12 protein-coding genes are annotated in these 18050 nt (G+C 50.7%); 5 read left to right on the top strand and 7 right to left on the bottom strand.

All coding sequences use genetic code 11. The features are described 5' to 3' along the window. Positions 1 to 204 precede the first annotated feature (204 nt). The 3 genes from uxuA to BMW71_RS04540 are packed head-to-tail and all read right to left on the bottom strand — an operon-like array spanning position 205 to position 3884. Entirely contained in the window at positions 205 to 1371 is a 1167-nt protein-coding gene (gene uxuA / locus BMW71_RS04550; RefSeq protein WP_092170307.1) for a mannonate dehydratase, read from the bottom strand. Positions 1372 to 1394: 23 nt separating this feature from the next. Next, entirely contained in the window at positions 1395 to 2210 is an 816-nt protein-coding gene (locus tag BMW71_RS04545; RefSeq protein WP_092169977.1) for an SDR family oxidoreductase, read from the bottom strand. Between the two features lie 27 nt (positions 2211 to 2237). Continuing rightward, positions 2238 to 3884 carry a UxaA family hydrolase gene (locus BMW71_RS04540; RefSeq protein ID WP_092169974.1) on the bottom strand — a complete coding sequence of 549 codons (1647 nt, stop codon included), beginning with the start codon at positions 3882 to 3884 and terminating at the stop codon, positions 2238 to 2240. A 133-nt stretch (positions 3885 to 4017) separates the two neighbouring features. Between BMW71_RS04540 and BMW71_RS04535 the strand changes: the two genes are divergently transcribed. The 4 genes from BMW71_RS04535 (at position 4018) to BMW71_RS04520 (ending at position 7872) form a co-directional block, all read left to right on the top strand. After that, positions 4018 to 5013: a sugar kinase gene (locus BMW71_RS04535; protein ID WP_092169971.1), complete on the top strand. Its 996-nt coding sequence runs from the start codon at positions 4018 to 4020 to the stop codon at positions 5011 to 5013. A 68-nt stretch (positions 5014 to 5081) separates the two neighbouring features. Next, entirely contained in the window at positions 5082 to 6077 is a 996-nt protein-coding gene (locus tag BMW71_RS04530) for a TRAP transporter substrate-binding protein (protein ID WP_092170305.1), read from the top strand. A gap of 4 nt (positions 6078 to 6081) precedes the next feature. Further along, positions 6082 to 6567 (top strand): TRAP transporter small permease, encoded by a 486-nt coding sequence (locus BMW71_RS04525; protein ID WP_092169968.1) that lies wholly within the window; start codon positions 6082 to 6084, stop codon positions 6565 to 6567. A 6-nt stretch (positions 6568 to 6573) separates the two neighbouring features. Further along, positions 6574 to 7872 (top strand): TRAP transporter large permease, encoded by a 1299-nt coding sequence (locus BMW71_RS04520; protein ID WP_092169965.1) that lies wholly within the window; start codon positions 6574 to 6576, stop codon positions 7870 to 7872. A gap of 299 nt (positions 7873 to 8171) precedes the next feature. On the opposite strand, the gene BMW71_RS04515 is transcribed toward BMW71_RS04520, so the two are convergent. From BMW71_RS04515 to BMW71_RS04505, 3 genes are read right to left on the bottom strand one after another with little or no spacing between them, the layout of a single operon-like run. Further along, on the bottom strand, positions 8172 to 9284 hold the full coding sequence (locus BMW71_RS04515) for an NHL repeat-containing protein (RefSeq protein ID WP_092169963.1): 1113 nt from the start codon (positions 9282 to 9284) through the stop codon (positions 8172 to 8174). A gap of 3 nt (positions 9285 to 9287) precedes the next feature. Beyond that, entirely contained in the window at positions 9288 to 10769 is a 1482-nt protein-coding gene (locus BMW71_RS04510) for a DUF1501 domain-containing protein (RefSeq protein WP_092169961.1), read from the bottom strand. A 4-nt stretch (positions 10770 to 10773) separates the two neighbouring features. Further along, a complete protein-coding gene (locus tag BMW71_RS04505; protein WP_143057552.1) occupies positions 10774 to 14043 on the bottom strand; it encodes a DUF1553 domain-containing protein in 3270 nt (1089 codons plus the stop codon). Positions 14044 to 14449: 406 nt separating this feature from the next. Between BMW71_RS04505 and BMW71_RS04500 the strand changes: the two genes are divergently transcribed. Continuing rightward, on the top strand, positions 14450 to 15772 hold the full coding sequence (locus tag BMW71_RS04500; RefSeq protein WP_143057551.1) for a hypothetical protein: 1323 nt from the start codon (positions 14450 to 14452) through the stop codon (positions 15770 to 15772). 401 nt (positions 15773 to 16173) lie between these two features. Here the strand turns inward: BMW71_RS04500 and BMW71_RS04490 are convergent, their stop codons facing one another. After that, positions 16174 to 18027: a RagB/SusD family nutrient uptake outer membrane protein gene (locus BMW71_RS04490; protein ID WP_092169951.1), complete on the bottom strand. Its 1854-nt coding sequence runs from the start codon at positions 18025 to 18027 to the stop codon at positions 16174 to 16176. Between the last annotated feature and the right edge of the window lie 23 nt (positions 18028 to 18050).

Genomic DNA, 18050 nt, shown 5'->3' with positions numbered 1-18050 from the left:
AGATAGGCGATTTTTTACTTCAATCAGCGTTATATCATGGCTTTGATTTTTCTGTATGCTACTTCAAAGGCGCTACTATCGTTTTTTTTTGCATCCAAGATACTATTATTCAATTGATTTTAACAAGATAAACGCACATTAAAATTAAAAATTCTTCATCCGTCAACGGTAGAAAGGGTGTACTACGTTATTTTTTCAGTTTTTCTATGTAGTAAAAATACTTCGTGCAATTCCGATTTCCAAACCCCGCAGTTCGGCCAGCCCCTTTAAACGGCCGATTGCAGAATAGCCGGGGTTGGTGACTTTCCCCAAATCGTCCAACATTTGGTGTCCGTGGTCGGGGCGCATGGGCAAGGATTTGCCACGTTGCTGCTGCACCCGTATCAGTGCCTCCACCACGTCGGCCATGGGGACGTCGCCTTCCAGGTGGTTGGCTTCGTAGAAATTCCCATCCGCGTCCCGTTGGGTACTTCGCAGGTGGATAAAATGAATGTGCTTCCCATAGGTAGCAGCCATGGCAGGCAAATCGTTGTCCGCTCGCACTCCCAGCGAACCGGTGCAAAAGGTAAATCCATTGAATGGGCTGCTGTTTCCCTGAAGAATGCGGTCGTAATCACTTGCTGTACTAACCACCCGCGGTAGACCAAAAATTGGAAAGGGTGGGTCGTCGGGATGGATACACAGGTACACCCTGTTTTCTTCGGCTACCGGCACGATAGCATCTAAAAATAAATTCAGGTTTTCGCCCAGCTTACCGGCATCGATGCCTTTATAGGTATCGAGGGCCTGCTGAAAATCTACGACGGTATACCCTTCTTCCGCGCCCGGTAGGCCGGCGATGATGGTATTCACCAATTGTTCCCTTCCCTCTTCAGAAAGGCTGCCCAGGTGGGCTTTGGCTTTCTGCAATAGTTCTTCCGGGTAGTCCTTTTCCGCTCCGGGCCGTTTCAGCAGGTACACGTCGAAGGCGGCGATGGCCTTCATTTCAAAGCGAAGCGCTTTGGCGCCATTAGGCAGGGTGTAGCCCAAATTGGTGCGGGTCCAATCCAGAATGGGCATGAAATTGTAGCAGACCGTGTGAATGTTTTCCGCCGCCAGGTTGCGAATACTTTCCTGGTAATTTCGGATATAGGCCTGAAAATCTCCCGAGCGAGTCTTGATGCTTTCGTGTACGGGGACACTTTCCACCACGGACCAGGTTAATCCAGCCTGCTCGATGATGTCTTTCCGTTCGCGGATTGCTTCCCGGGACCATACCTGCCCGTTGGGAACTTGATGCAGGGCCGTTACGATGCCGGTGGCCCCGGATTGCCGGATATCGGCAAGACTGACTGGGTCATTTGGACCATACCAACGCATGGTCTGTTCCATAAGAAAGGGTTTATTATTTGTACTCATACGCCTGAAAATGCACTGAAGCCTCCATCTACTTCAATAATGGTTCCTGTAACAAATTTTGATGCATCGCTGCAGAGCCATTGGACGGCCCCAAAAAGCTCTTCGGGTGTTCCAAACCTACCCATGGGCGTGTGGTCCACGATCAAGTTGCCTCTTTCCGTCAGGCTGCCGTCTGTGTTGGTGAGCAGGCGTTCGTTTTGGGCGGTCAGGAAAAAGCCCGGAGCGACCGCATTGACACGGATGCCCTCTCCGTATTTTCTGGCAAATTCCACCGAAAACCATTTGGTCATGTTGTCAATAGCCGCTTTGGCAGATGCGTAGCCCATGACCCGGGTCATGGGGCGGCTGGCGGCCATGGACGAGATATTGATGATGGACGCCTTCTTGTGTTTTGTCAGGAGCGGCAGAAAAACCTTTGTTGGCAAAAAGGTGCCCATGTAGTTTAAATCCATAATGGTTTTGACGGCTTCGGAGGACAGATCGGAGACCATTTGGTCCGGCATTACCGTCGCACCCGGCATATTGCCGCCCGCCGCATTGATCAGCCCGTCAATTTGCTCAAATGATTTTTCCAACTCCTCCTTTACGGCGATGATTTCCTCCTCCTTGGTTACATCTGCGACGGCGGGAAAGGCAAATCCTCCCTCGTCCTTGATCTCCTGTACCAGCTCGTCTACCTTTTGGGGATTCCGTCCGAGTATGATCATCTGAGCGCCTTCTTTCGCCAAATGTTTGGCCATGGCTTTCCCCAATACCCCCGTTCCTCCGCTAATGATGATAATCTTGTTTTTGACTGAAAATAATTGAGACATAAATAAAAACCGATTTAATGGTGTTGATTAAAGAGAGACTCCCCGTTTCCAGGGGATAAAATCGTCTTGATTGAGTAGGTCCGCCTTGGCCTTGATTTTTCCACTTGCCACCTGTAGAATGTATTCCAGCAATTCATCCCCCATTTCTTCGATGGTTTTTTCCCCGGATATGATGCCTCCGGTATCCACGTCAATGATATCAGGCATTCGTTCCGCCAGGCGGTGGTTGGAGGCCACCTTGATTACTGGCGTTACGGGATTGCCCGTAGGGGTACCCAGGCCGGTGGTAAATAAGATGATGTTGGCTCCGGACCCGGCCATGGCGGTGGTGCTTTCCACGTCGTTGCCGGGGGAACACAGTAGGCTCAAGCCGGGTTTGGTAGCGATTTCGGTATAGTCCAGGATGTCCACAATGGGAGAGGTGCCTCCTTTTTTGGCAGCGCCTGCAGATTTGATGGCATCGGTGATCAGCCCGTCCTTGATATTTCCGGGACTGGGGTTCATGTCAAACCCAGATCCTACCGCTTCTGCGGAGGCTGCGTAGGCCCGCATCAGCCGCACAAATTTATCGGCATTGGCGTCGGTGGTACAGCGGTTGATCAGTTCCTGCTCTACTCCGCATAGCTCTGGGAATTCGGAAAGTATGGTTTTGCCCCCCAACGCAGCAATGATATCGGACACCTGACCCAGGCTGGGGTTGGCAGAAATACCGGAAAATCCGTCCGAACCGCCACACTCCAGTCCGATGGTAAGTTTGCTAAGGGGAGCCGGCCTGCGCTGCAATTGGTCTGCTTCGGTCAGGGCCAGAAAGGTTTCCTGAATGGCTCGGGTTAGCAGCTGGTTTTCGGTACCTTCTACTTGTTGTTCGAGAATGATCACCTTCTTTTTGTAGTCCGGATCCAGGCGTGCCAGCTTTTCCCGCAAAATGGCCGGCTGCGCATTTTGGCAGCCCAGGCTCAGGATGGTGGCTCCGGCTACATTGGGGTTGTTGATGTACCCGGCAATAAGGGCACACAGGGCTTCGGAATCCTGTCGGGTGCCGCCGCAACCACCGTTGTGGGTAAGGAATTTTATTCCATCGATATTTTTGAATACTTTTTCTTCTGCGGATTGTTCCAGTACTTCTACACCTACCTGTTGCAGGGACTTGCTGTCTCCCTCCAGAAAGCGTATTTTCATCTCCCGGACCAGGGATTTATAGGGGTTCGGCCTGGCAAAGCCCAATTCTTCCACGAAGGCCTGTTTCATGATGTCTACGTTGCGGTTTTCACAAAAGACCAGCGGTACTACCAGCCAATAGTTGGCCGTTCCTACCTGCCCATCCGGTCGGTGATATCCGTCAAAGGTGCGCTCTTTCCAGCGATCCACTACAGGCGGGTTCCAGGTAAATGGCTTTCGTTTACCGGTATAGGGAGCGGTTTGGTGGACGATATTTTCCGTGGTGATCGCAGCACCTTTTTCCAGGTTGGTCAGGGTTTTCCCGACGATTATGCCGTACATGTAAATGGTGTCCCCCGCTTCCAGGGCTTCCATGGTGAATTTATGCTTGGCGGGGACTGCGTTGGCCAGGGTGATTTCCTCTCCGTCGAAATCCAACTTTTCACCGGCTTTCAGGTCGCTCAAGGCCACCAGGACATTATCAGCGGGATGAATTCGTAAAACTTTATGGAACATGTAAACTTTTTGATTATCTTGAGCAATCGATTGCACAATTTAGAAATAAATTGAAAGAAAAGAGCCCGCAGGCTTCTTTTTTTTTAAAACCCCCTTAATTTTGGCAAGTTACTTACGGAAATAGGAATTTTGCATGCACAAACGGATACTCACGTTAGGCGAGGTAATGATGCGCCTGTCCACCCCAGGGCACGAACGGTTTATACAAGCCGGAAACTACGATGCGGATTTCGGGGGATCGGAGGCAAACGTGGGGGTATCGCTGGCTTATTGGCAACAGGAAGTAGCCCTACTGACCGCCTTGCCAGCCAATGACCTGGGAAGGGCAGCCTTGAGATACCTGAAAACCGGTGGCATCGACACTTCTTTTACCGCCACTACCGAAGGAAGAATGGGGCTGTATTTTTTGGAAAACGGAGCCATGCAGCGGCCCTCAAAAATCATTTACGATCGATTCGATTCCGCATTTGCCGCCTACGAGGGTAGGGATCTGGATTGGTCAGCGGTGTTCCATCAGGTGGATTGGTTTCACTGGTCGGGCATCACCCCGGCAATTTCTGCCCCGGCAGCCTCACTCTGCCTTCGGGTATTGAAGGAGGCAAAAAAACACGGGGTACGGGTCAGCGGGGATATCAATTACCGGCGCAACTTGTGGCGCTACGGAAAGAATCCTCTGGATATTCTTCCCGAATTGATATCCTACAGCCAGGTAATCATCGCCGGCTTAACGGACTTTGCCAATTGCATGGACATCCACGAAACCGATTATGTGACGGCCTGCGAAAAGGCGAACTATCAGTGTCCTTCCATTCAGTTGGTAGCTACCACCGAGCGGGATTCCGTGTCGGCTTCCCATAACCGACTCGGTGGTATCTTGTGGAACGGCGAAGACTTGCTCCGCTCCCACATATACGATATGCCGGCAATCGTGGATCGCATTGGCGGAGGAGATGCGTTCATGGCAGGCTTGATCTATGGATTGTTGCACAAATCCGATCGGGAGGCCCTGGAATTCGCGGTAGCTGCTTCGGTGCTCAAGCATTCCGTCCCGGGAGATGCCAATTATGTATCGGTGGAAGAGGTAAATCAGTTGGTTTCCGGAGAAAATATTGGCAGATTGCTGCGTTAAAATCGGAGCTTTTTAATTCAATCATGAAAAAATCACTTATACTTAACCAAAATAATACCTACGAGCGTATGTGGAAAGCGAAATGGAATAAACCCTTACATTACCTGGGGCTGCTGTTTGTGGCGGCCTTCTTGATCAGCTGTTCGAAACCCGGCGGAGTACGTGTGCTGAAATTGGGACACGGGCTGGATACCAGCCATCCGGTCCACGAGGCCATGTTGTACCTGGCGGAGAAAGCCAAAGAAAAATCGGAAGGTAAAATGATCGTACAAGTGTATCCCAATCAGCAATTGGGTACAGAGCGGGAATTGGTGGAATTGCTGCAGATTGGAAGCTTGTCCATGACCAAGGTGTCCACGGCTGCCATGGAAGGATTTGCACCAGAAATCAAAATACTGGGCCAACCCTACCTGTTTCGGGACGATGCCCATCAGGCACGGGTTCTGGAAGGACCGATCGGCGAACAGCTGCTGGCGGCAGGCGAGAAGTACTGGCTGAAGGGGCTTTGTTTTTACGATGCCGGCAAACGGAGTTTTTATACCAAAAATACGCCGGTGGAGAAACCCGAAGACATTCAAGGTCTGAAAATACGGGTGATGGAAAGTCCTACCGCGGTCAATATGGTGCAGAGTTTTGGGGGGTCGCCTACACCGGTGTCCTTTGGTGAACTCTATACCGCCTTGCAGCAAGGAATTGTGGACGGGGCCGAGAACAATCCGCCCAGTTTGGTTACTTCCAGGCATTATGAGGTGTGCAAGTATTATTCCCTAAACGAGCATACGGCCATCCCAGACATGATGATCGTGAGTACCAAGGTATGGGACATTCTTTCTGAGCAGGAACGGGCCTGGCTGCAGGATGCCGCGGATGAGTCTGCGGTGTACCAATACAAACTCTGGGAGGAATCCGTGGCGGAATCCATGCGCATCCTGGACGAGGCAGGGGTGCAGGTAAGCTATCCTGACAAGGAACCGTTTCGGAAAGAAGCAGAAAAAGTATACGAATTAATGAAAACGGCGGATCCGGAAATGTATGCGCTCGTTCAGGAAATCAGAAACTATTAAGGCAATGCAGGCATTCAAACTTAAATTGGACAAAGCTATCGGCATCATGCTGATGCTCATCATGGCCATCATGGTACTAAACGTAAGCTGGCAGGTTTTCTCCCGCTACGTGGTTCAATCGCCCAGTTCGTTTACCGACGAACTCTCCCGCTACCTATTGGTTTGGTTGGGTATGTTGGGAGCGGCCTATGTAGCCGGGCAGGACAAGCACCTGGCCATTGACATTCTTCCCGCCAAGCTCCGGGGAGAAGCAAAACGCAAATTATTGATTGTCATCAGTATTGTCATTGTGTTGTTTGTCATACCGGTGATGATTATGGGTGGGATCAACCTGGTGTACATTACGTATACCCTGGAGCAAAAATCTGCCACCCTTCAACTTCCCCTCGCTTACGTGTACCTGATGATCCCCTTTAGTGGCTTGCTGGTACTTTTTTATCAATTTGTCAACCTACAATCATTGTTGACCAAACAAGACTCCCAAAATTAACTCGATATGGAAGAATACCTAAGCATACTTATACTGGTAAGCAGTTTTATCGTACTCATGGGCATCGGGGTTCCGGTGGCATGGGCATTGGGCTTTTCCAGTTTTTTGACACTAACGGTAACTATCGCCACCGTACCATCCGCCACCACCATTGCCCAACGCATGGGGGTGGGGCTGGATAGTTTTGCCCTTTTGGCCATACCGTTTTTTATACTGGCCGGTGAAATCATGAACAAGGGCGGCATTGCTAACCGGCTGATAAACCTGGCCAAAGCCATGACCGGGCGATTACCTGGCGGCTTGCTATACGTTAACGTAATTGCTGCCATGCTGTTTGGCGCCATTGCTGGATCAGCTGCTGCCGCAGCCTCGGCGATCGGAGGGATTCTGGGACCCCGCATGGAGAAAGAAGGATACCCAAGAGAACTGGGTGCAGCTGTAAACATTACCTCCTCTACCACGGGACTGATTATTCCCCCGTCAAACGTACTTATCGTATATTCTCTGGCAAGTGGTGGGGTATCCATCGCAGCGCTCTTCGTGGCTGGATACATTCCCGGTCTGCTCGTGGGCATGTTTTTGATGATTACCGCGGCAATATTTATAAAGAAGCACAACCTAAAAGGCGGGGAAGTGACCAGTTTGAAAGAACTGACCGGGAAGTTTCTTGCCGCATTCCCCAGCCTGATGTTGCTGGTAGTGGTTATCGGAGGAATCGTTATTGGCGTGTTTACCGCCACCGAGGCTTCTGCCATTGCGGTCATTTATACACTGGTCCTGTCTTTTATCTATGGAGAAATCAAAATCAAAGACTTACCAGGAGTACTGCTGAAATCCTCCGAAACCACAGCCATTGTTATGCTGTTGATCGCGACCTCTATGAGCATGTCCTGGGCCATGTCCAGCGAAAACATTCCCCAATCCATCAGTGCAGCCTTGCTTGCACTGAGTGACAACAAATTTGTTATCCTCATCATGATCAACCTGATCTTGTTGTTTGTGGGAACCTTTATGGACATGACGCCGGCGGTGTTGATTTTCACGCCGATATTCCTTCCTGCGGTTGTGACCCTGGGGATAGATCCGGTGCATTTTGGCATCATGATGGTTTTGAATTTGTGTATCGGTGTCTGTACGCCACCGGTGGGGTCGGTGCTCTTTATCGGAGTGGGCGTGGCCAAAACCTCCATTGCAAAAGTATTTTTGCCCTTGCTCCCCTTTTTCTTTGCCATGATTTTGGGGCTGCTAGTCATTACCTTATTTCCAGAGCTATCGCTCTGGCTGCCCCGTTTGTTTGGCTTATAACCTGACAAAACCCTACAAAACAACCGCTGGAAGAATTGATTTCAGCGGTTGTTTTTTGCCGTCAGGTATCGAACCGTTTAAAGATGCAAAAAAGAGATATCGGGTCCAACCGGAAGGGCTGGGAGCAAAAAGAAATACGGTATGATGCCATTATTGGCCCGGAGTTCGATGAAAGCTGACCACAATGGTACCAACGCTCCTGCTGGTGTCCGGCGAAAAGGCCAGCCGAAACCTGTAGTACCCGCGTGTCGGAATAGACGCATGGTTGCTTTGGCAGGATGACGCTTCGCTAGCCCGGTTTATATTCGTTCCAGTTTCATGGGATAGGTCCTTCCGCCGTTCCATTGACAGACGTAGATATTTTCGTCTTGGTCCACACAGACATCATGGCCATGTCGAAGGAAGGGTACTTCCTGAATCTGATGGCTTAGCTCGCCATTTTTGTACCGAGGTGCCTGTCCGCCAGGATTGGACACTACCCGATCGTTCTCATCCAGGATGGTGATGTATCCCGTACCCGCTTTTGCTTTGCCATCTATTTGCGACCAACATACACCCGCGTACAGGTTTTTTCCGTGAATTACTGCCCGATTTACCATAGCTCCGGGAATGGTGACCGTTTTTTTGTAGCGTCCTTCGAGCGTATAAAATTTAAACGAGCACTCCTCGCGGGAAGTGACAATCAATTGTAATTCGTCCGGATTTCTGGTATCCAGCGTAACGCCATGTGCGGTTTTCAATTGGTAGTTGGGATCAGAATTATTCCTCCCGCCAAAATGCCGGATGTATCGGCCATACTGATCGTACTGGATGATGTAGCAGGAGCCGTATCCGTCGGCGACGTAAATATCACCATTAGGCGCTATTGCGGTTTCTGAGGGCTTAAAGGGCATTCCCTTCTCATACACTCCAATCGTTTGGGGATGTCCCAAATTGAAAACCAACTCTCCTTTCATGGTGATCTTGGAAACAAAGCCATTGCCGCTGAAATACTTCCAATCATTGGGGTGCTTGTGGTCGTGAAACCAACCGCTGTCCGTAACGTAAAGGAACTCTTCTCCACCCTCGTCATTCAGGGTGAGTCCGTGTCCACCAGGAAACCGGTTACAAAACGCATCCAGCAAATTTCCCGACTGATCGTAAAAAATGAGGTTGTTCCGGGGTTCGTCGGTAAGTAGGATGATCCGCCCTTTGGAATCGATTACCATCTCGTGACAGTTATCGATCGGAACCTTTTGGGGATCAAGTTGACCCCAATGTGTATCTACCCGATACCTAAAATCTCCGTGACCCACGATTTCTCCGTTGACCTTCGAATCTGGCGGGTATAGAGGGGCGCTCCCGACCGCATGCAGGGCGGGAAAAGCCGCTCCCATCGCGGATACTTTGGCTATGAAATTTCTTCGTCTCATGGCTTAGGCTAAAATATCTTTCACCACATGGCCGTGCACGTCGGTAAGGCGATACCTTCGTCCCTGGTGCTTGAATGTGAGCCTTTCGTGGTCCACCCCTAGTAGGTGTAGAAGGGTCGCTTGAAAATCGTGCACATGCACCGGGTTTTCAACGATGTTATAGCCAAAAGGATCGGTTTTTCCGTAGACCAGACCGGGCTTGATCCCGCCCCCGGCCATCCAGGCGCTGAAGGTCCTGGGGTGGTGGTCCCTTCCGTAGTTGGATTTCGTTATTTTCCCCTGGGAAAAACTGGTTCTGCCAAATTCCCCTCCCCAAATGACAAGCGTATCTTCCAGTAGTCCCCGCTGTTTGAGGTCTTTTACCAAGGCCGCCGAGGCCCGGTCCGATGACATGGCCATTTTGGTAATATCGAGGGGAAGATTTCCATGTTGATCCCAACCCATGTGGTACAATTGAATGAAGTTCACGTCTCGCTCGGCCAGTCTCCGTGCCATCAGGCAATTAAACGCGTAGGTTCCGGGAATTCGGGCCTCCTCTCCGTAGAGATCGAAAATATAGTCAGGTTCATCCGAAAGATCGGCGATTTCTGGAACGCTGCTTTGCATGCGGTACGCCATTTCGTACTGGCTGATCTTGGAATCGATTTCGGGATCGCCCCATACCTTTTTTTGTTCCGCTTCCAGTTCCGTCAGGTAATCCAATTCCGAGCGACGGCGGTCCCTGTTGATGCCTTTGGGATTACTGAGGTAAAGGACCGGGTCATGCCCCGAACGAAAGCGAACGCCTTGATGATGGGAAGGCAAAAAGCCACTGTTCCAGGCTTGCATGTTTAAGTTTTGGGCCCCATTTTTTCCGCGGGATAGCATAACGATGAACGAGGGAAGGTTGTCATTCGAACTTCCCAGGCCGTAACTCATCCAGGAGCCGATGCTTGGCCTGCCGACCTGCTGGGAACCGGTTTGCATAAAAATTACCGCAGGTTCGTGGTTAATGGCGTCCGTATGCATGGAGTTAATCATGCAAATATCTTCTGCAATACCGGCTGTGTAAGGCATTAGTTTACTAAAGTACCCGCCGGTAGTTGGGTGTTGCGTGAAAGCAAATTGAGAGCCAACCAGCGGGAAGCTGGATTGTGCTGCCAGCATTCCGGAGACTCGTTGTCCGCCCCGTACAGAGTCTGGAATTTCTTCTCCCTGGCGTTTGTTCAATTCGGGTTTGTAATCGAACAGTTCGAACTGGCTGGGCCCGCCACTTTGAAAAAGATAGATAACCCGTTTTGCCTTGGGTGCATAATGGGGTCCTCCCAAAATACCACCGTTTTTGACCAGTTGACGATCCATTTCCTTTGAATCAGTGGCCTTTAAGGCGTCCGGAAACAGGAGACCACCCAAGGCCAATCCGCCCAGGCCTCTGGAGGTTTTTTTCAAAAACTCCCTGCGGGTTTTCAAGTATTCATTCGCCTGAATTTCTTTCAAATAGTTCATGTCCTTAATTTTTGTAGTAGGCCTCGGTTGAATTCAGGATGGTGTTTGCTACCCGAGCCAGTGCGGCGGTATGGGTGAAGGGAATATCCGGAGAGGGCGCCTGGTAACCTATACTCAAAAACTCCCTGGCCGCCAAGGGTTCCCTGGTAAAGTACGCTTCTTCTTCGCTGAATTGCCTTTCCAGAATAGCATGCTCCCGGCTCGTTGGTTTTCTGCCGGCCAAGGCCAGGAAAAGCGTTTCGATGGATTTGGAGATGTCCAAATCTGAATCAAGGAGCACATTTTCGGCAAGAACCCGGCAGGCTTCGAGTACCTGGGGGCTATTCAGCAATACCAAAGCCTGTAAGGGCGTATTGCTTCGCTGTCGCTGAACCTGGCATTCGGATCGGTTCGAGGCGTCAAAAACGAGCATTCCCGGAGCGGGAGCATTGCGCTTCCAAAAGGTATAGAGGCTCCGTCGGTATAGGCCGTTTTTATAGTCGATCTGATAATCCGGGAAAAAAGCATGGGTGATCGTTTCCCTCCATAATCCTTCCGGTTGATAGGGAAACGCTGACTCCCCTCCAACGGTTGGCTGCAATAGCCCGCTTACGGCAAGGACATTGTCACGAACCATCTCGGCCGAACGCCGGTACCTGGGACTTCTCGCTAGCAGCAGGTTGTCGGGATCGATTTCCCGAAGGTCTTCCCGAATGACAGAGGATTGTTTATAGGTAGACGAAGTTACCATCTTTTTGATCAAACGCTTCACATCCCAGCCGCTTTCCTGAAAGTCAACGGCCAGCCAATCCAGCAGCTCCGGATGGCTGGGCAATGCACCCTGGTTGCCAAAATCTTCGTTGGTCCGTACCAGTCCACGGCCAAACATCAAATACCACATTTGGTTTACCGCTACACGGGTCGTGAGCGGATTGTCTTCGTGGGTCAGCCATTTGCCCAGCCCGTATCGGTTTTTGGGGAGATGCTCAGGCCAGGGCAGAATAGCCGAGGGAACGCCCTTTTCTACCTGCTCTCCCGGGGAATCGTAGGCCCCTCGCTCCAAGAGATAGGTCGGCCTTTCGTTTTCGTAATCACCCATCACCATGATCTCCTGGACGGTATCGATGGCCATCACTTCTTTCAATTGGAGTTCCCGCAGTGCCTTCCGCTGCCGTTCCAAGTCCTGATCCACATGGAGGGCATAAAACTCCAATGCTTCCTTGGATTGGGAATCGACCGCTTCGCGAAACCGTTCATTCCCCATTTCTTCCTTAAAAAGGAACGTGGCCACCAGATCACCGGCTTCCTTGTCGAGTACCCGTACTTCATCAATCATCCCTCCGTCAAAATCCGCATCGTAATGACTGGCCCCCATCACAAAACCTTCGTATCCCAGGTACACAAAGCCTTTTGGTTCTTTGTAGGGAACGGCAGACCGGTAGATACGATCTCGTTGGATCGCAAGATCCGCCTTTTGCCCATTTTGCCAAACGGTCATGCCCCTGGCCGAACTGGACCCGTCATAGGTCCAAACGAAATGCTGCCATTCATTCAAGGGTAGTTTTTCTTTCATCCGAACGTCCAGGGATTGGAACGGATGGGCATGGTTTAATCGAAAGGAAAGCCGCGTGCTGTCCATCCAAACATCCCATCCTCTGTAACCCTGGATTCGGCCGTTTCCGTTGTAAAGGACTCGGGCTTCATCGAATTCCTTAGGTGTTTTGATCCAAAAACTCACCGTAAAAGGTTCCATACGCTCAAAGCTGACCCGACTGCCGTCAGCAATCACTTTGCCCTCATTGTATTCGATTGCTTTTCCTATTTTTCCTTCTACCTGATTGTGCCCGAAAATTCGGGCAGGTTTGGAACCCTTTGCGTGGTCTTTTACGGTTTCATCGGCCACGCTATCGAATCGTAAGTCTACCATGGTGGCCTCCTTCACCACATTTTTTAGGGTGGTATGGCTCGGCCTGGATGCGGCCCAAGCTAGTGCCTCCGCCTGATTCATTTGCCTTTGCAATTCGATTTCGGAAGCTTTGGCATCGATTTCCTCCAGCAAATAGGCTCGAATTTCAGCGACTTCCTCGGATGGAAGCGGCATGACCGGTCCCGCGTTCATCGAATACTTGTTTGGGATTCGGTTACCATTTTCTATAGAATTCCCGGAAAAGATCGCATCTCCTCGCTCAATGGTACTATTGAAGAATGCATACAATTGGTAGTAATCTTTTTGGGAAATGGGATCGTATTTGTGGTCATGGCAGCGGGCGCAGGATACCGTTAGGCCCATAAATGCTGTGCCGACCGTATTCGCCCGGTCTGCGACGTACTCGACCCGAAACTCCTCCGGGATGACGCCTCCTTCCGAATTCTGTTTATGCAATCGGTTAAAAGCCGTCGCCAACCGTTGCTTCTCCGTTGCGTTAGGCATTTGGTCACCGCCGACCTGGGCTACCACAAACTCATCGTAGGGCATGTTCTCATTGAAGGCATCGATAACCCAGTCCCGGTAGGGCCACATTTCATGGTGGAAATCATCCAGGTAACCTTCCGTATCGGCAAATCGCGCAACATCCAGCCAGTGTGCGGTCATACGCTCTCCATAGGCGGGCGAGGCCAGCAGGTCATCGACCAACTTTTCATAATAATTGCTGCTGCTATCCGCCATGATTGTTTCCAACTGGCCAACGGTAGGGGGCAGCCCGGTCAGGTCAAAAAACACCCTGCGCACCAGCGTTTCCTTTCGCGCTTCCGGGGAAGGCGTGATCGCAAATTTATCCAGCTTCGCTGCTATAAAATGGTCGATCTCATTGGCTGCCCAGTGTTCAGTTTTGATTTCTGGCAGTGCCGTTTTTTCGGGCTTGATAAACGACCAATGTTTTTTGTATTCAGCTCCTTGCTCCACCCATTTGATCAGTAGTGCCTTTTCCTCCGCAGAAAGCTGTAGGTTCGATTCAGCCGGTGGCATCATTGTCTCGGAATCCTCGGATAAAATTCGACGAATCAGTTCGCTTGTGCGTAGATTCCCCGGAACAATGGCCTTTTTGCCACTTTCCAGCGAAGCGAACGCCCCTTCGGCAGCGTGCAGAAATAAACCGGCTTCCCGATTGTTCTTATCCGGTCCGTGACAGGCAAAACACCGATCAGATAGTATGGGCTTGATATGTAGGTTGTAGTCGACGATTTCGGGTAGGGTAGGCGCTGCTTCTGCCACGTCCTGAGGTGTGTCGATGCCGCAACCTGCAAAAAGGTTCGCCAGACAAACAACGGCAATTACCGATCTGAAATGTATCATTTCCACATATTAACTTGAGTATGGATATACGGATGCGAAGATTCGTGCGCGTTTTTACCGTAGGCCATTCTAAGATACAAAAAAAATTTGTAAGTGCATACCTACGTACATCTAGGGAAATCGGTAGGGTTTTTTCGCGCCCGGTTTATCGACGATTACCTCTTTCAATCGGGTCCTTTAGCCATTCTTTCAACTACAATGCAGGCGCTGGCCAATAGTCCTCTTCCTTGGTTCGGTAATTTGAGGGGAAATGCGCTGCAGAAAAACAAATGTTGCAGATTGTCAGGGCGAAGTAGGCATTTCCCAGACCCCGGAGGCAATTCCCTTGCTGTTCTTTGTAAGGACGAATCCCTATTCAGACATATTTTCCAAAAAAAACCTATATTGGAAAGAAAACCAAAAAACCATGAGCAGTCCCATTCTACGTGCATTTTATCCGTACCGAATACGTATAGGCCTGTTTGCTAGCGGGGTTTTCCTTTTTCTTCTCCATGCTTGCGAGCCGAGGAAAGAGCCGGTAGCTCCGGCTTTTTCGTTGGAGCTGACACAACTCACCTCCGGTTTGAAACATCATTTTTTTGGCTATATCGGGCAATGCCTGACCTCGCCCTGGAACGCCTCGGAACGCTACATTCTCGGCATGGAAATCGATTCCATTCACCGCATGCCCCATGCAGACGAGGCAGCTACAATTTTTGTTCTGGACAGGCAGGCGAATGACCAATTGATTTACCTGGAAAAAACCCATGCCTGGAACCCCCAGCAAGGGACCATGTTTTATTGGAATCCAAAACAACCGGAACGTCAGTTTTATTTCAACGACAAAGATACCGCAACTGGAAAGGTCTTCACGGTACTTTATGACCTGGAGGAAAGGAAACGGATACGGGAATTTCGGTACGAAGATACGCCCATAGGAAATGGCGGCGTGGCTCCCGACGGCTCGTTTTGGCTGGGCCTCAATTACGGCAGAATGTCCCGCCTGCGGCGGGTAACCGGTTATTCCGGTGCATTGGACTGGTCAAAGGAGGACCCCGCACCGAAAAATGACGGAATCTTTATCGTAAATACGAAAACTGGCGAAAAACGGCTGTTGGTTTCGTTTTTTCAACTGGAACAAAAAATCAAGGAATCACAGCCCGACTTGCAGCACACCGGTTTGTTTATCAACCATACCCTTTGGAATCGGGATTCGAACAAAATATATTTTTTTGCACGGGCTGGCTGGAGCGGTAATCGGGGGGAGGGGACACGTGTCAACGTACCGTTTACGATCAACGCCGATGGCAGCGGGCTCACCCGCCACTCCATTTTTGTTGGGGGTCATCCAGAATGGGGGGCTGGAAACATCCTGATAGGCAGTGCCCCCGACGATACCGGAACCGAACGACAGGTTTTATACGATGTCGGTAAAATGGAAATAGTGGGGTACCTGGGGGATTCCGAATTGTTTCCCGACCCGGAGGGAGATATCTCCCTATCCGCCGACGGAAACTGGTTCGCAAATGGATATTCGACGGATACCTTGAACAGGTATTCGGTTCTTCGGCTCAGTGACGGAGCCTGGGCCAGGTCCGGGGGGATCAGCAAGGGGGGCTATAGCGGGGATATTCGCATCGATCCCGCACCTCGGTGGAACCGCAGCAGTGACGCACTATTGCTACCCGGCATGGCCGCAAATGGCACACGCCAGTTATTCTTACTCGAAGTGATTCCCAACGAACCCTAGCCGTTTGGGTTTTGGTTAAGCGCTTTTTTACCGGCGTCGATCTCCGTGGTGAGACAGGTGAAGCGATACCGTTTACCTACGTGATGGACTCTTTCCTAGCTTTTCATAGGCCGTTGAGCCCGAATGATGCTTGGGGAATCGTTATGAGAATTGAAACGGCACGAAATCGGGCTGCTTGGAGATTGAGGCATAGCATTGCGATGGGGAAATCGAAAACGGTGGCGTATCGACTGATTCAGAAGCAGTTTCAGTTCGTCCTACCTGTACGCTGTGGCGTAGAAAGGCCAATGCCTGGTTCGGGTTAAAATCAAAAGGGTATTCACCAATAGATAGGTATCCCACAAAAAAAGCCCGGAATTTTCTTCCGGGCTTTTTCTTATTTGCACGCTGGGGCTGAACGATTAGCCCTCGCTGTTGGGATGATTTCCATCCACCGTTGTTAACGGGGGAACATTGTTTTCGAACCCGGCATATCCTTTATTCTGATTGATTATACCTTGAGTATTGGTATTGATGGCATCGGCGGGAACGGGCCACAAGACGTGGTAAGGACTATAGGTGTAGGTATCCCCGTGGCGGGTAAAGACTCCTTTGTTGTAATAGTCAGTGAATTCCATGATGCGATCGTACAAGAAATTGTCATCCGAAAAACTACCCATGGAATAGGTTTTTCCATTGTAGGCCTGTTTGCCAGTCATGGCAAAAAGATATGCCATTCGGGTCAACTCTGTTTTTCTGGGTTCTTCGTAGTACAATTCCCGTGCCCGTTCGTCCAGAATCGTTCCGATATTCATTTCTTCCGGTGCATAAGGGGCGGCGCCTGCCCGCGTACGCACGGCGTTTAAATCCGCAGCGGCACTGGCCAGATCTCCTTTCCAGACATGGGCTTCCGCACGAAGCAGGTAGGTTTCGGCCAATCGGAAAATGTACCAGTCACTGTGTCCCCCGCTGGGTCGAATATTTTGAGGGTCGGGTATAAATACCTTGTAATGAGGCCAGGAAAACCAACTTCGGATGGTGTCCACCACCAATACGGTGCCTTGATCGTTGCGAAACTGCAAGGGCTGACCATAATACTCGTCGTTACCTTTGATTCCCGGGTTGTTGTAGACCAGATCGGTCATGTCCATCCAGTTTCCTGGCGCATGGCGCAGGTCGTTTTCGTCGTCCCAAATCATGCTTTGGTGGTACCAGGTGCCGCGAAGGCGTCCAATACCCCGGCCATATTTCGACACGTGGTCGATCTCAATGCCCGGTTGATCGATGGTACCCCGGTTTCCATTGGGGGTATTGATATTGGTGATCCAAAAGGGAACAGCCTGGCGCATGGAAGACATGCCTCCAGAATTTCCGTCGGTATCCAGTCGGTCCATCACCATCAGGATGGCTTCGGTATTGGCGTTGAGGGACTTGTTTTCCGGACGGTGCAGGTCCCAGATCACGTTACGTTCCGGGTCATTACCGGTAGAACCAAACCGATCGGTCATTAGCGCATGCGTACCTCCGTCTATCAGGCGGGAGGCCGATGCAATCGCATCGTCAAATTCCCCCAGTGCCAGGTTGACTTTGGTCAGCAGGTGCTGTATGGCTCCTTTTGGTACCTGACCCCGATCCATCACGGAAGGAACCCATGGCTCGGCCCATTCCAGGTCCTCCTTCATTTTTCGAAGGATTACCTCCCGGTCCGTGGAATAGAAGTCCAGGCGGGGCTCAAGCATTTCTTCCAGTATCAGGGGAACATCCCCGAATTGGTTGGTCAATCTGTAGTACCGCAGGGCACGGTGAAAATAAGCCGTACCCAAAATGTGGTTGCGTTCCTCCTCCGATTCGTAATCCGTGGGATCATCGATCCGGGAAATCACGGTATTGGCGTATTTGATGCCATTAAATCCTTCCATCCAGTACCAGCCGATTCGGTTAAAGTTGGCGCTGTTCAGGTTGGCATCCGGTGTGATCAACAGGTTCATGTCCTGAGCGGGACCGGATTTATCGGTGGTACCTTCTACGGCGACTTCCGTGAAGATATGCTCGGTCAGGATGGGCGGTCCATCCCCGGTGTATTCGTGCCGCATGTTTCGTTCGCAGGCCACCAGTGCGCTCCAAAGTCCACTGGCAGAATTGAACGTATTTTCAGGCGCATAAAACGAAAGCGGTTTGGGTTCCAGCCAGGCTTCGTCACAGCCCGTGGTGCTGAGCATCAGACCCGTCGCCATCAGGCCCAGGTATACCGATGATTTTTTTAGTATATTTTTCATGAGTAGTTCGTTTTTTTGTGATC

It is taken from the genome of Cyclobacterium xiamenense (assembly GCF_900109255.1).
GTDB classification, from domain to species: domain Bacteria; phylum Bacteroidota; class Bacteroidia; order Cytophagales; family Cyclobacteriaceae; genus Cyclobacterium; species Cyclobacterium xiamenense.
This window is presented reverse-complemented; position numbering and strand designations above follow the sequence as displayed.

Bases quoted from the DNA above. Each gene is read 5' to 3' on its own strand.
- uxuA (WP_092170307.1), bottom strand. From the start codon at position 1,371: ATGGAACAGACCATGCGTTGGTATGGTCCAAATGACCCAGTCAGTCTT.
- BMW71_RS04545 (WP_092169977.1), bottom strand. From the start codon at position 2,210: ATGTCTCAATTATTTTCAGTCAAAAACAAGATTATCATCATTAGCGGA.
- BMW71_RS04540 (WP_092169974.1), bottom strand. From the start codon at position 3,884: ATGTTCCATAAAGTTTTACGAATTCATCCCGCTGATAATGTCCTGGTG.
- BMW71_RS04535 (WP_092169971.1), top strand. From the start codon at position 4,018: ATGCACAAACGGATACTCACGTTAGGCGAGGTAATGATGCGCCTGTCC.
- BMW71_RS04530 (WP_092170305.1), top strand. From the start codon at position 5,082: ATGTGGAAAGCGAAATGGAATAAACCCTTACATTACCTGGGGCTGCTG.
- BMW71_RS04525 (WP_092169968.1), top strand. From the start codon at position 6,082: ATGCAGGCATTCAAACTTAAATTGGACAAAGCTATCGGCATCATGCTG.
- BMW71_RS04520 (WP_092169965.1), top strand. From the start codon at position 6,574: ATGGAAGAATACCTAAGCATACTTATACTGGTAAGCAGTTTTATCGTA.
- BMW71_RS04515 (WP_092169963.1), bottom strand. From the start codon at position 9,284: ATGAGACGAAGAAATTTCATAGCCAAAGTATCCGCGATGGGAGCGGCT.
- BMW71_RS04510 (WP_092169961.1), bottom strand. From the start codon at position 10,769: ATGAACTATTTGAAAGAAATTCAGGCGAATGAATACTTGAAAACCCGC.
- BMW71_RS04505 (WP_143057552.1), bottom strand. From the start codon at position 14,043: ATGATACATTTCAGATCGGTAATTGCCGTTGTTTGTCTGGCGAACCTT.
- BMW71_RS04500 (WP_143057551.1), top strand. From the start codon at position 14,450: ATGAGCAGTCCCATTCTACGTGCATTTTATCCGTACCGAATACGTATA.
- BMW71_RS04490 (WP_092169951.1), bottom strand. From the start codon at position 18,027: ATGAAAAATATACTAAAAAAATCATCGGTATACCTGGGCCTGATGGCG.